Raw genomic sequence first — 14,108 nt, 5'->3', positions numbered from 1 at the left:
TGGGATCGCTGCGACCTCACCTTGGCTGAGCTCGCCCCGGGCACGGTCGTCGCCGGCGTGCTGACGCAGAGCCGTTGCCCGTCGCCCGAGGTAGAATGGTGCCGCAAGGCGCTCACGCTGGGGCATGCGCGGGCGCTGGTCGTCAATGCCGGCAACTCCAACGCATTTACCGGCAGCCGCGGTCGCGCGGCGGTGGAGGCGATCGCGGCACGCGCGGCGCAGCGTCTGGGCTGCCAGCCATCGGATGTGTTCGTCGCCTCGACCGGCGTGATCGGCGTCCCCTTGCCGATCGACAAGGCCGAAGCCGGACTGGATGCCGCTTTCACCGCCGAGCCGTGCGACTGGCGCGCAGCGACCGAGACGATCGGCACAACCGACACCTTCCCTAAGGCTGCAACAACGACCGCCGTGGTGGATGGCCGCACGGTGACGCTGGTCGGCATCATCAAGGGCTCGGGGATGATCGCGCCTGACATGGCGACGATGCTCGGCTTCATCTTCACCGATGCCGCGTGCGAGCCCGAGTTCCTGCAGCGCGTACTGACCGCCGCCAACGGCCCGAGCTTCTCGTGCATCACCGTCGATGGCGACACCTCGACGAGCGACACCGTGCTCGCCTTCGCGACCGGCGCTGCGGGTAACCAGGTGTTGGGCGGCGACGACAGCCCCGGCGCGGATGCCTTTCGCAGCGCGCTTTCTGCCCTCTGCCGCCAGCTCGCGCTTCTGGTCGTGCGCGACGGCGAGGGTGCGACCAAGCTGATCGAGGTGGAAGTCACCGGCGCCGAAAGCGATCGCTCTGCGCACCGCATCGCGATGAGCATCGCCAATTCCCCGCTGGTAAAGACCGCGATCGCCGGCGAGGACGCGAACTGGGGCCGCGTCGTCATGGCGGTCGGCAAGGCCGGCGAACCGGCGGACCGCGACAAGCTCTCGATCCGCTTTGGCGACACCCAGGTCGCGCGCGATGGCGTCGCGGTCGAGGGGTACGACGAAGCCCCCGTCGCCGCGCACCTGAAGGGGCACGAGATCGAGATCGGCGTCGACCTGGGGCTAGACGAGGGCCGCGCCACGGTGTGGACGTGCGATCTGACCCACGGCTACATTTCTATCAACGCGGATTATCGGAGTTAGCTCGACCCTGCACCGGTGGGCTGCTAACGGCTTCGAACCGCAATCAGCGGCTCAGCAACGGGAGGCTGTCATGTCGCGCATTGACCATCTCACCAACCTGCCCTGCTTTCGAGGTCAGTTCGAAGCGACGTAAGGGATACCCCTCTGAGACGAACGTGAAGCGCGGAATCCGCTTCGTTCACGGCGACAAGGAGCTGGTCGAGAAGCTTGGGCGAAATGATCCTTGTCCCTGCGGCTCAACGCGCCGGTTTCAAGCAGTGTTGTCTACGAAGCGGTAGCTTTCGACGGCGCCGAACGCCACGACTACTATCGGTGATGAAAGTCGGCCCGCGATGTGGTTTGCGGGCCGACGAATATCACCCTAGCGCACCCTCAAGCCACGCCTTGATCCGCCCCTTGGGCTCCGCGCCGACCTTGGTCGCGGCGGGTGCGCCGGCCTTGAACAGGATCATCGTCGGGATGCCGCGCACACCATAGCTGCCGGGCGTCTCCGGATTGTCATCGATGTTCAGCTTGGCGATCGTCACCTGCTCGCCCAATTCCTCGGACAGCTCCTCAAGAGACGGTCCGATCATCTTGCACGGCCCGCACCACTCCGCCCAGAAGTCGACCAGCACCGGCTTGTCCGAGTTGAGCACGTCGTTGCTGAAGCTGGCATCGGTGATCTGTATCGTGGCCATTCACATTCTCCTTGTTTCGCCGATGTAGGCAGCGCCGTCACCGTGTCCAACGGCCGGACGCCCGGCTTTGCTCCCCTATTTACTTTGGCGCCGGCAAGCCGGGCTTGTGCCGCGCCAGCAACGCCGCCGGCAGGTCGAACAGCACCGGCGTGGCGGTGTACAGCAGGCCGGCCTCGACCGCGCGACCAGGGAAGATCACCTGCAATGCCGCAACGTATGCCGCCATCTGCCGCAGATGATAGGGCGGGATTTCGTCGGCCGTCGCGGGCGCGCGTCGACCGGTCTTGAAGTCGACCACGCGGACCAGATCGGACGTGACCAGCAGCCGGTCCACGGTTCCGGCCACCACCAATCCCTCCCCAACAACTGCGGTTACCGGCGCCTCCGCCAGCGACTCCGGCCCGAACAGGTCACAAAAGCGCGGATCGGCGATGATCGCGCAGACGCTTTGCGTGATCTCCTGACGCGCGGCCGCGTCCGTCACCTGCCCGGTATCGCGTAGCCAGCGGTCCGCTGCCCGCTGCCGCTCCGCAGGAGCGGCAGCGGGCAGGCGCTCCAACAGCGCATGGATCAACCGACCACGTTCCGCCGCCGCGCGCATTGCCGGCGTCGGCGGGGGATCGGCGACCGCATCCTCGCCGATCGACGACGGCGCGAGCGGTCGGGGCGGTCGCGCCTCCGTCGGCGCGATACGACGTGCCCAGTCGGGTAGCGGCGGCTCGATGGCAGGTACGGCATTGACCGGATCGCGTCTGGCCACCGCCCTTGTCGGCTCGGTGCCGGTGAAAACCCGCTCGCCCGGAGCGTCCGGCACGCCCAGATCGGTCATCGCCTGCGCCGCTGCCGCAAACCAGCTCGCGGACGGCGGCACGCCCTTGGCGCGCGGCCCCAGCGAGCCGGCAATCACCAGCTGCTCCTCCGCGCGCGTCGCGGCGACATAGAACAGCCGCCAATGCTCCTTCAGCTCGCGCTCCGCGAGCAGGTCCATCGCGGCGTCCAGCGGTCCTCCGCGCTCCTCCCTGCGCGGCCGGAACACCGGCACCGGCGGCGCATCGGGATCATGGGTCCATTGAATCACCGAGCGCGGCGTCTGGGTCGGATCGACGCATGCATCCGCGAGGATGACCAGCGGCGCCTGTAGCCCCTTCGCCCCGTGCGCGGTCATCACCCGCACGGCGTCGAGCGGCGCGGATGGATCGCGCACTATCTCCACCTCGCCACGATCGAACCAATCGAGGAAGCGCTGCAACGATGGTGTGGTAGTGCTCTCGAACGTCAGCGCGGCATTGAGCAGCTCCTCGATCGGGTCGCGCGCCTCCGCGCCAAGCCGCTCCAGCAGCTTGCGCCGTCCATCCAGCGACCCCGACAACAGCTCCTCCAGCAGCTGATACGGCGTCGCGAAGTCGGCGCGGTTCAGCATGGCATTCAGCACCGCCAGCCGCTCCGGCGGCTGCGTGCGATTCAGATGCCGCCACAGGCTCCCAGTCTCCCGCGGCGCGGCGGCCATCAGCTCGTCCTGCGTCCAGCCGATCAGCGGCGACACCAGGAGCGATGCGAGGCTGAGATCGTCGTCGGGTTGCAACACGAACCGCACCGCCGCCAGCATGTCCTGCACTGCCAAGGGCGTGTTGAGCCGCAGCCGGTCGACGCCAGCGACCGGCACGCCCTCCGCATACAATCGCGCGACCAGCAGCGAGGCCAGCTCGCCGCGACGCTTGACCAGGATCATGACATCCTGCGGCACCAGTCGCGAGCCGTCGCGCTTCAGCATTGAAGGATCGTTCGTCCATGCATGAACCGCCCGCGCGATCTTGGTCGCGAGTTCGCGCACCTGATCGTCGACCCAGCTCTCCTCATCGTCCGAATCGCCACCCGCGATCACCGGCGGCCACAGCGTCACCGTGCCCGGTCCGGCAACTTCGCTGGCATGGCGCTCGATCGGATCGAACATCCCGAGCCCCGGCTCCGCGATCGCGGCCACCGCGGCATCGACGAATTCCAGCACCGGCTTAGTCGAGCGGAAGGAATTGACCAGCGACAACCGGTGCATTTCCAGCCCACGCTCGTGCAGGGGCCAGTCTTCATCGCCCAGCGCGTCGGCAGCCAACTTGCCGAACCGTTCCTCGGCCCAGCGGAAATAGGCGGGATCGGTGCCCTGGAAGCCGAAGATCGCCTGCTTGAAGTCGCCGACGGTGAACAGCGTCCGGGTACTCGGCGCATGCACGCCGCGGCCGACGAAGAACTCGCGCGCGAGCGCATCGACGATCCGCCACTGCGCCATGTTGGTGTCCTGTGCCTCGTCGATCAGCACATGCTCGGTTACTTGGTCGAGCTTGAACCGCACCCACTCGCCGACGCCCGGCTGCGCGAACAACCGCACCACCGTCTGGATCAGATCGTCGAAATCGACCGCCCCGGCCCGCCGCTTGGCGGTGGCGTAGGCACGGGCATAGTCGCGCCCGACTTCCAGCCCGTCAGCGAGCAGATCGGCATACGCGGCGCGCCCGACCAGCGACAGCAGGTCGAGGCAATGTTCGCCCAATTGCTGGCTCAACTCCACCAGCTCCGGCTCGTGCGCGAGGATCTTCGCCTGGTGCTTGAACGGCGCACCCGACTTCGTGAACACCGACTCCAGCAGCGCGCGCAGCGAGGTTGCCCGCCCCGCCGGCTCCGCCGCCAGCCAGCGCTCCGCCGTCTCCGCGCGCTTGATGCCCGTCGCGGCCCCCCAGGCGCGGTTAGCCGCCACGATGCGGTGCACCGCGTCGAGGTCGATCGCGTCACACCCTTCCGCCAGTGCCTCGTCGATCGAGCCGGTCGGCAGCTCCAGCGTCCGCCGCAGCCACGGTTGCACGCCGCTCGGCAGCTCCTCCAGCGCCGTCAGCGCCCGCGCGCAGGCGGTCAAAAAACCTTCCGCCCCGCCCTCGCCCAGCCGCAGGCTCAGCGCGCCGATCACCTCCTCGGGGCGGGTCCGCCCCTGCGCTTCTGCATCGGCGAGCATCCCCGCCAACGCCTCGCGCATCAACCCCGCCTCCTCGCGCGCCTCCAGCGGTCGAAACCCCGGCGTCAGGCCCGCCTCGACTGGGAAGGCAGCGAGAAGGCCCTGGCAGAACCCGTGGATGGTCTGGATCCGCAAGCCCCCGCCCGGCGCGTCCAGCACGCGCGCGAACAGCGTCCGCGCGATCGCCTGCTGGCTCGGATCGCCGCGCTCGCCCAGTGCCTGCAGGTCGCTCGAAAGCTCCGTCTTCGACAGCCGAACCCAGCGCGCCAGCCGGTCGCTGATCCTTCCCGCCATCTCGGCCGCGCCTGCTTTGGTGAAGGTGAGGCACAGGATGGCGCTCGGATCGACGCCACGCAACAGCAGCCGGAACACGCGGGCCGCGAGCACGTGAGTCTTGCCGGTCCCCGCCGACGCCGACAGCCAGACATGGGCCGTCGGGTCGCTGCCCTTCGCCTGCTCGCTCGTGAGCGGCTTCAGCGCCGACCCGCTACTCCCGCCCATACCACTCGTCCCGCCGCATCAGCTGGTCATAGTCCGTGTAAGGCGCATATTCGGGCACCAGCTTGGCCGTGAACGGCTCCTCGCCAGTCAGCCACTTGCCAACCGCCGCGGCGAAGTTGCGCTCGGCGACGGTGGTGAACTCCTCCGTCACGATCTTGTTGCCCTTGCCGCCCGGATCGCAGGGCGAGGTCGTCGCGCCGAACCCGGTCTTGCTGCGCGCCAGAGACCAGTATTCGAATGCGGTCGCCTCGCCAGTCGCCTCGGCAAAGCCACCTCGCGCGGCGATGATGCCCAGCAACCCCAACTGCAGCGAATAGCCTTCGCGTACCGCCGTGGTGGAGGGCGCCTTGCCGGTCTTGTAGTCGATGATCGCCAGACCACCGTCGACGTTGCGGTCGATACGATCGTAGCGACCGGTCAGCGTGACGCCGTGCAGGTCGATCGAGCCGCTCCCTTCGGCGGAGATCACCTGTCGCCCAGCCTCGGCATGCGTCGCCACCTCCTGCGCGATCCAGTCGATCGCCTCGCGCAGCCGCGGCTGCCACAGCGCGCGCATCAACGGGTGCGTGCGCTCGTCGCGCAGCATCGCCTCTGCCAACGGCTTGAGTTCGCCCGGTGCGCACTGGAAGTCCGTCCACCACCGTTCGAGGATCTTGTGGACCTCGTTACCTCGCCACGCGGCGCTTGGATCGGCATCGACCGGATCGAGCGACCCCAGCTTCAACACCCGTCGGGCGTAGAAGGCATAAGGGTCCGCCTTCAGCCGATCGACCTCGGTCACGCTGATCGCCAGCGGTCGCAATCGCCTGGGCGGCACGGGTGCGGGCCTGCCCGACGGCAGATGCGCAGCCGCATGATCGAGCGCGCGCGTCCACGCCTCCAGGTCGCCCGCCCGTTCGAACCGCTCGCCCGCCATCGCCCTCAACCGCAGCCACAGCCGCGACGCCAACGCTGGCCCGGCCGCACCCCGACGGGCACGCGTGATCAGCACCGTCGGCGCGCCCAGCCCTTGCGCGAAGTCATGCGCCGCCACCCCGACCCGCCGCTCCAGCCCCGGTAGTCCGAGCATCGCCCTAATCGGCGGCGCGAGCCATGGGTCGGGCGCCGGGCTGCCCGGCCAACTGCCTTCGTTCAGTCCCGCCAGCACGAACAGATCGGCGGACTGGAGCCGCGCCTCGATGAGGCCGTAGATAGCGAGACGAGGGTGGCCGCCCTGGGGCGGGCGGACCGCCACCTCGTCCAGCAGCACGCGCAGCAGAGATGCGACCTCGTCCGGGTCGACCAGCGCCGGTCCATGCGGTGCCTGCGCTTCCAGCGCCGCCAGAAACTCCGCCGCCGCCCGGCCCGCCGGCCCGGACCACAGCGCATCGCCGCACAGCGCCTGCGCCGTCTCGCGCAGGCAGGCGAGCAGCGCTTGCAGCGGTTGCGGCCCGGCGTTGAACGTGCGTTCCAAGGGGTGCAAGCAGGTTTCCACCTCCGGCCAGAAGCTTGCAGCGGTGCCCTTCAGGGCGCCACCGATGCCCCTCAGCCCGATCGCCGGCCGCGGTCCGCGCAACCGCCGATCCACCGCACGCACGCCGTCCAGCCAGGCAAGTCGATCCTCGCCGCCACGCACCAGCGGATGCTTCAACAGCGCCAGCAACGGCAAGGGCGACCAACGCTGCGCCGCCGCTTCGGCCAGAAGCAACAGCAAGGTCCCCGGCGGCAGGATCGACAAGGGCCGCCCGGCCGTGTCGTCGATTGGAATGCCCCACCGTGCGCACAAGGCGGCCACCCGTTGCGCCAGCGCGCGGTCCGGCGTGACCAGTGCTGCCGTCCGGCCCGGCGTCTCCAGGCTCTCGCGCAACGCCAGCGCGATCGCCTGCGCCTCTTCCGCCGGGGTCGCCAGTTCGGCCGCAGTAACGTCCGACAGCCGTCGGTCGCCCGCCGGCAGATCGGTCCACTTGCCCGTGAACGCCGCCGGCGCGAGCGCGTTGGCGATCGCCCGCCCGCGCGCAGGATCGGTATCCCGCTCGCTGCCGCCTCCTTCTACAGAGGCGCGCCACGTCCGCACCTCGTCGCGACCTGCGCCGATCCGGTCGAGCAGCAGCTTGAGATGGAATTGCGGATGCGTCTCGATCGACCGCCGCCGCATGCCATTGTGCTCGTCCACGTCATGCGGGCCGAGCGCATCCCACTCGTCGGCCGGCATGGCGAGATCGAGTCCGGCGAACACGACCAGGCCTTGTGGTAGCGCGGCGACCCGCCGCAGCAGGCGGGCGACCGCCGGTGCGGAATCGTTAACGCCCGCCGCGCAAACCAGCCCACCGGGCGGCCGTTCGCGCCAGCGTCGCTCCGCTGCATCCAGCAGTCGCCCGCGCCGCTCCGCCGCATCGACGCACCCCATCGCGCGCAACTCGGCCGGCCAACGATCCAGCACGACCGAAAAGGTGGCGAGCGCCCGCGTCCAGTGCTCGCTCAGGCTGGCGTCGAGGTCGATCTCGCGCAGCCGCTCCGGCCGCACTTCCTCCACCAGCAGCTGATCCAGTGTCCGCTGCAACTCGCCCGCCAGCCGCACCGCCTCGCCAGCGTCGACCGGATGCCCCGCCCCCCGCCGCTCGTCGGCCACCAGCCGCGCCAGTGTCAGCCGCCGGCGATAGGGGTCGACCGCCGGCGCGATCGACTCGCCCCCGGCGGGATCGAGCGCCGCCCCCAGTGCCTCCCCCGCCTCCGGATCGCCCAAGGCAACCAGGCGCGGCAGCAACAGCCCGCCGTCGCTCGCGCGCACGAACGCGTCGGTGACCGCGCGCACCGCGCGGTTGTTGGGCAGCAGCACCGTTGCGCGCGCGAGCGCCAGCGGGTCCGCGCCCGCCCGGCGGCGCAATCCGGCGACCAGCGCATCCGCGAACGCGCGATGGGCGGGGATGGTAAGGAGGTTCAGGCGCTCAGCCATCCAGCAACAGCGCCTCCGTCCGGCCGATCGCCGCCGGGGTTCCGACATCAAACCACAGCCCCTGATGCGCCTGGCCGTACAGCCGCCCCGCGGCGAGCGCGCGGTCCCAGAACAGATTGGTGGAGAACGGCCCTTCGGGGCAGTTCGCGATCAGCCGCGGGTGCATCAGTTGCACGCCGGTATAGGTGAACGGAGCCACCCGACCCGGCTTGCGCCGCGCGGTGATCCGCCCGTCGGCGGCCAGGTGAAAGTCGCCGGACCCAGGGTTGTTGTGCGCGCGCGCCAGCGGCACCAGCAACAGCAACGCGTCCATCGCCGCGTCGTCCCACCGCTCGGCGAGCAGGCGGATCGCGTCAACAGGGCCATCGACCCACAGGTTGTCGCTGTTGACGACGACGAAAGGATCGTCGCCGAGCAACTCGCGCGCCTGCGCCAGGCCGCCGCCCGTCTCCATCAATCGCCCGCGCTCGTCGGAGACGACGACCTCGATACCCTCGACCTTCGCCAGATAGGCTTCCATCCGCTCCGCGAGATAGTGGACGTTCACGACCGCGCGCCTGACCCCGGCCGCACGCAGCCGGTCCAGGACATGCCCGATCAACGGCTTGCCAGCGACCTCGATCAACGGCTTGGGGCAGGTCGCGGTCAGCGGCCGCATCCGCTGGCCCAGCCCCGCTGCCATCACCATTGCGGTCTCCGGAACGTTGCCGCCTGGCTGAGGACGCAGCGCCAGTGGCTTGCTCATCCGGCCAGCACCTTGGGATCGCCACGCTTTTCCGGCGGGATGTTCGCGTCGAACCACGCCGCGACGGGCGCCAGCACCGGCTGCGACAGCCCGCGCTCCAGATAGGCCCACACGCGCGGACACAGCGTCGGATATCGCTCCTTGCCGTCGCGCCGCCACAGCCGCGTGAAGATGCCGACGATCTTCGCATTCCGCTGCACGCCGAGCACATGATAGGCGGCCATGAAGTCGTCGCCCGCCCCGGTCGCCGCGCGGTATCGCGCCAGCATCGCCGCCTCGACGCTCGGCTCGACGTCGCGCCGCGCATCCTGCAGCAGTGAGACAAGATCGTACGCCGGATGCCCCGCGAGCGCGTCCTGGAAATCGAGCAGACCCAGCCGGCGCTCCGGTCCGACCAGCATCAGGTTCTCGGCATGATAGTCGCGCAGCACCGTCACCGGCGCATCGGTGAGCGCGTGCCCCAGCACCTCGTCCCACGCAGAGACATAGCCGGCAACGTCCACGTTCAGCCTCACGGCCGGGCAGTACCACTCCGTCAGCAAGGCCGCCTCACGCTGCAGTGCCGCGCGATCATAGATCGAGAACGGTCCCGCCGGATGCCGCGCGAGATCGACCAGCAGGTCCACCGCCGCCTCATAATGCGCCACGCCCGCCGCCGGCGCGGCGTCCACCGTCTCGCGCATCCGCTCGTCGCCGAAATCCTCGAGCAGCACCAGACCGGCGTCGGGATCGGCACCATGGATGGCCGGAGCCGCGAACCCGCGCTCACAAAGCCAGCTCGCGACGGACAGGAACGGACGGGGATCCTCGTGCGGCGGCGGTGCATCCATCAGGATCGCGCGGCGCTCGGCGTCTCTCACCCGAAAATAGCGCCGGAACGACGCATCGCCTGCGAGCGGCGTCACGATTGCCCCGCCCCAGCCATGTCGCGCGAGAAAGTCGGCGGTGCCTCTTGGCAGGGTCAGGTCGGCCATCGGCCTTCCCATGCCGCGGGCACCCGCGCTGTCAAGCGACGCCCCTCCCCTTCGGGTGACAGCGTAAGCCAAAGCGCATCGGGCCAGCGATCACCCGCACGCTCGGGCCACTCCACCAGCAGCACCGAGTCGGTTAGCGCCTCGTCGAGGCCCAGCTCTCGAATCTCGTCGGCATGTTCCAGCCGGTACAGGTCGACGTGCAGCACCGGCACGCGGACCTCGGGCGGTGCATAGGGCTGAACGATCGCGAACGTCGGCGACGGCGCTTCGCCCGCCAGGCCCAGTGCTGCGAGCAGCCCGCGCGCGAGCGACGTCTTGCCCGCGCCGAGCTGCCCCGACAGGGCGATCACGTCGCCGGGGCGGACGAGTGGGGCGAGTGACCCGCCGAAGGTCTCCGTGGCGGCGGAGTCGGGGAGATATTGCTCCTCCCCGGCACGGGGAGGGGGACCGCCCGGCGCAGCCGGGTGGTGGTGGGGCGTAGCCTCAGGCGGCATCGCTGGTGGAGAGGCCCCTCCACCATGCCGCTTTGCGTCATGGTCCCCCTCCCCGTTCCGGGGAGGAACCAACCCACTCACCGTCGCGGCAACTCGACCGTCACCAGCGTTCCCTCGCCCGGCTCGCTCACCAATTCGATCGTACCGCCATGCGCTTCCACGAACTGCCGGGCGAGCGGCAGTCCCAGGCCAAGCGCGCGCTCGCCCCCCGGCTGGATGCCTGGTTCGGCGAAGCGGTCGAAAGCATGGGCCTGCGCCACGGCGTCCATCCCCGGCCCGTTGTCGGACACCACCACACGGGCATCCGTCGCGCTGCCGTCGGCGTGAAGCAGCACCCGCCCGCCTTCGGGCACCGCAGCGATGGCGTGGCGCAGCAGATGCTCGACCGCTTCGCGCAGCCGCTTGGGATCGCCCGTCACGCGCCCCGTCGAGCGCGCCACCTCAACCGCGAAGTCGACCCGCCGTCGCGCCGCCGACGCGCGCACCGTGTCCGCCGCTGCCCGCGCGACCGCGCCCAGATCGACATCTGCCCGCTCCAGAGCGCCCTCGTCGCCATTGCCCTGCGTCAGATCGAGAACGTCGTCGATCAGCACGCCCAACCGCTCCACGGACTCAAGGATCGCCGACACGTACTCGTCGGCCGCCTTGGGCAGCTTGCCGGCATATCCGCCGTGCAGCATCTCCGCGAAGCCGCCGATCGAGGTCAGCGGCGTTCGCAGTTCATAGCTCATGTTCGCCACGAACTGCGTCTTGACGCGATCGGTCTGTTCCAGCGCCTCGTTGCGGTCGCGCAGAGCCTGCTCGGCGCGTCGGCTGTCGGTGATGTCCAGCATCGTGAACAGCGCGTTGCCATCGGGCAACGGCACCGCGGCGAATTCGAAATGCCGACCGTCCGCGAACGCCACCCGCCCGCCGCGCTGCTGCCGGTCGCTGGTCGCGGAGCGCACCAGATCGGGGATCAGCGCCGCGCGATTGGGGGTCGCCAGCCGCGCGGCTCCAGCTTCGGCGAACACATCGACACGGGGGTGGGCAGCCAGGAACTCCTCCTCCATTCCCCACAGCGCGCGAAAGCGGTTGTTCCACAGCTGAAGCCGCCCATCGGCCGCGAATACGCCCAGCGCCTCGAACAGATTGTCGAATGTCGCGGTGCGCACCCGCAACAGCGTGTCGCGCGCGGTCGCCAACTGCACCTGCTCGGTCCGATCCTCGAAGATCAGCAACAGCCCACCGTCCGGCAGCGGCTGCGCCACGACGCGCAGATGGGTGCCGCCGCGCAGCAACCACGTCTCCTCGGCCGCGCCTTCCGTCTGGAAGAACCATTCGCGCCGCTCCGCCTTCCAGCCCGGAAAGTCGCGCACGTCGGGCAGCCGATCCGCCTCCCGCATCCGGTCGAGCACGCGCTCGAACTCGGGCCGGTCGCCGAGCCATTCGCTACGCATCGCAAACATGCGCCGGAACGGCTGATTGGAGAAGATCAGGCAGCGTTCTGACGAAAACTGCGCCACACCCGCGCTCAGCCGGTCGAGCATCGCGCGCTGCGCCTCGGCAAAGCGCTTGGCCCCGCTCCTCGCCTGCTCCAGCTCCTCGATATCGACCGCGAAGCCGGCAACCCCGCCATCGCTCAGCGGCACATCATACAGCCGCAACGCGCGGCGCTCGCCGCCGATGGTGGCGGGGAGCACCTGTTCGTGGGGCCGCGCCGAGTTACGCGCCGCCTCCGCACCGGTCAGCGGCCCGGCATGGCCGACGCCCTCGACCAGTTCCAGCCCGCGCCGGACCACGTCGGCGGCATTCGCCCCCTCCACCGCCTCGACATAGGCCGAATTGACCATCGCGATCTTCAGGTCCGGCCCGCGATACCACATCGGCAGCGGCGCTACCTCGATCAGCGCGGTCAGCGCCTCGAACCCATCCTGCAGTCGCGCCGCCTCGCCGGCCAGCCGCGCGATCTCCGCCTCGCGATCGCTGGCGTCGAAGAACCACACCACCGTGGCACCGGCCGAGCGCAGCCCGCGCATCGTCAGGGTGCGTCCTGACCCAACCGGTCGGACCACACGCTCGAACGCCTTGCCCGCGCGCTGCGCCGCCGCAATGTCGCCGGCCAGCACGGTCGCATCGGCGGCACTCAGGCCGCCATCCTCAATCGTCAGCTCGGGCAGATAGCGCGGCGGCTCAGGCAGTCCGAGCCAGTCCGCAAGCCGCCGCGGCATCTCTACGCGCCCGTCCCCATGCACGGTCATCGCCAGCGCAGGCGCGGCGCGCAGCAGCGCCGCCAGCCGCTCCTGCTCGGCTACGGATGCCGCCGCCTCCCCCCGTGCCCGCAGGCCGAGGAACAGCATCGTCACCGCCCCTGCGACCAGCAGCAGCAGCGCCGCACCGGCCATGAAGGCGCCGAAGGGAGTGAGGACGATCATCGGGTTAGGCCGGCCCGTGGGCGCAGGTCGGACGGAGCGGAATCATCATCAACGATCTAGCGATAGCCGTCCCCTTCGTCACCCCGGCCTTGAGCCGGGGTCCAGCTATGACTTGGGCGCGGACCTCGATAGAGAGGACCGCGCCCGCACCGCGTTGGATGCCGGGTCACGCCCGGCATGACGATTAGTACCGGTAATGATCCGGCTTGAAGGGCCCTTCGACCGGCACGCCGATATAGCCCGCCTGCTTCGGCGTCAGCTTCGACAGATGCACGCCCAGCTTTTCCAGGTGCAGCATCGCCACCTTCTCGTCGAGGTGCTTGGGGAGCACATAGACCTGGTTCTGGTAATGCTCCGACCGCGTCCACAGCTCGATCTGCGCCAGCGTCTGGTTGGTGAAGCTGGCGGACATGACGAAGCTGGGATGCCCCGTCGCGCAGCCCAGATTCACCAGCCGGCCCTTGGCGAGCACGATGATCTGCTTGCCATCCGGGAACTCGACCAGATCGGTGCCGGGCTTCACCTCGGTCCACTTGTAGTTGGACAGCGCCGCGATCTGGATCTCGGAGTCGAAGTGCCCGATGTTGCAGACGATCGCCATCGGCTTCATCGCCGCCATATGCTCGGCGGTGATGACGTCAGCGTTGCCGGTCGCGGTGCAGAAGATGTCGGCGCGCTTGACCGCTTCCTCCATCGTCACGACCTCGAAGCCCTCCATCGCCGCCTGCAGCGCGCAGATCGGGTCGACCTCCGTCACCATCACACGCGCGCCGCCGTTGCGCAGCGACTGCGCCGAACCCTTGCCGACGTCGCCGAAGCCAGCGACGCAGGCAACCTTGCCGGCGAGCATGACGTCGGTGGCGCGACGGATCGCGTCGACCAGCGATTCCTTGCAGCCGTACAGATTGTCGAACTTCGACTTGGTGACGCTGTCGTTGACATTGATCGCGGGAAACGGCAGCTCGCCCTTCTTGGCGATCTCGTACAAGCGGTGAACGCCCGTCGTCGTCTCTTCGCTGACGCCCTTGAGGTTCTTGACCGTCTCGGTCAGATAACCGGGTCGCTTGGCGATGAACGCCTTGAGCGCGCGCTGGAACTCGACTTCCTCGTCATTCTCCGGCTCGGCGAAGGTCTCGCCCTTCTCCAGCTTGGCGCCCCACAGCGCGAACATCGTCGCGTCACCGCCATCGTCGAGGATGATGTTGGCGGTCTCGGTGCCCCAGTCGAAGATCGAGCCGA

Annotated in this window: 10 protein-coding genes; 2 read left to right on the top strand and 8 right to left on the bottom strand. The window is 69.3% G+C overall.

All coding sequences use genetic code 11. The annotated features are described in order from the left end of the window. Together argJ and JWN21_RS13955 are read left to right on the top strand one after the other, a co-directional pair. Window positions 1-1,131 (top strand): bifunctional glutamate N-acetyltransferase/amino-acid acetyltransferase ArgJ (gene argJ, locus JWN21_RS06415; RefSeq protein ID WP_299647423.1); only part of this gene is annotated, 1,131 nt, incomplete at its 5' end. Further along, window positions 1,074-1,409, top strand: a complete 336-nt coding sequence (locus tag JWN21_RS13955; protein ID WP_367182917.1) for an SEC-C metal-binding domain-containing protein — start codon at window positions 1,074-1,076, stop codon at window positions 1,407-1,409. The genes argJ and JWN21_RS13955, both read left to right, overlap by 58 nt. Window positions 1,410-1,487: 78 nt before the next feature. On the opposite strand, the gene trxA is transcribed toward JWN21_RS13955, so the two are convergent. From trxA to JWN21_RS06375, 8 genes are all read right to left on the bottom strand, one after another. Continuing rightward, window positions 1,488-1,811: a thioredoxin gene (gene trxA, locus JWN21_RS06410; protein ID WP_299647421.1), complete on the bottom strand. Its 324-nt coding sequence runs from the start codon at window positions 1,809-1,811 to the stop codon at window positions 1,488-1,490. A gap of 79 nt (window positions 1,812-1,890) precedes the next feature. Further along, complete coding sequence (gene addA, locus JWN21_RS06405; protein ID WP_299647419.1) at window positions 1,891-5,310, bottom strand: double-strand break repair helicase AddA; 3,420 nt, start codon at window positions 5,308-5,310, stop codon at window positions 1,891-1,893. Beyond that, window positions 5,297-8,242, bottom strand: coding sequence for a double-strand break repair protein AddB (addB, locus tag JWN21_RS06400; protein WP_299647417.1), 2,946 nt, complete (start codon window positions 8,240-8,242; stop codon window positions 5,297-5,299). The genes addA and addB overlap by 14 nt, the downstream gene beginning before the upstream one ends. Next, the gene (locus tag JWN21_RS06395; protein WP_299647415.1) at window positions 8,235-8,987 is read right to left on the bottom strand and encodes a nucleotidyltransferase family protein; all 753 of its coding nucleotides are present in this window, start codon (window positions 8,985-8,987) and stop codon (window positions 8,235-8,237) included. Before JWN21_RS06395 ends, addB begins: the two co-directional genes overlap by 8 nt. Further along, window positions 8,984-9,961 (bottom strand): phosphotransferase, encoded by a 978-nt coding sequence (locus JWN21_RS06390; RefSeq protein WP_299647413.1) that lies wholly within the window; start codon window positions 9,959-9,961, stop codon window positions 8,984-8,986. The genes JWN21_RS06395 and JWN21_RS06390 overlap by 4 nt, the downstream gene beginning before the upstream one ends. Next, window positions 9,949-10,455: a tRNA (adenosine(37)-N6)-threonylcarbamoyltransferase complex ATPase subunit type 1 TsaE gene (gene tsaE, locus JWN21_RS06385; protein ID WP_299647411.1), complete on the bottom strand. Its 507-nt coding sequence runs from the start codon at window positions 10,453-10,455 to the stop codon at window positions 9,949-9,951. Before tsaE ends, JWN21_RS06390 begins: the two co-directional genes overlap by 13 nt. A gap of 77 nt (window positions 10,456-10,532) precedes the next feature. Further along, window positions 10,533-12,869 (bottom strand): PAS domain-containing sensor histidine kinase, encoded by a 2,337-nt coding sequence (locus JWN21_RS06380; RefSeq protein WP_299647409.1) that lies wholly within the window; start codon window positions 12,867-12,869, stop codon window positions 10,533-10,535. Window positions 12,870-13,053: 184 nt separating this feature from the next. Further along, window positions 13,054-14,108: adenosylhomocysteinase (locus JWN21_RS06375; RefSeq protein ID WP_299647407.1), on the bottom strand; the 1,055-nt coding region annotated here is incomplete at its 5' end.

It is taken from the genome of Sphingomonas bacterium, from assembly GCF_028292945.1.
Lineage (GTDB): Bacteria > Pseudomonadota > Alphaproteobacteria > Sphingomonadales > Sphingomonadaceae > Sphingomonas.
This window is presented reverse-complemented; position numbering and strand designations above follow the sequence as displayed.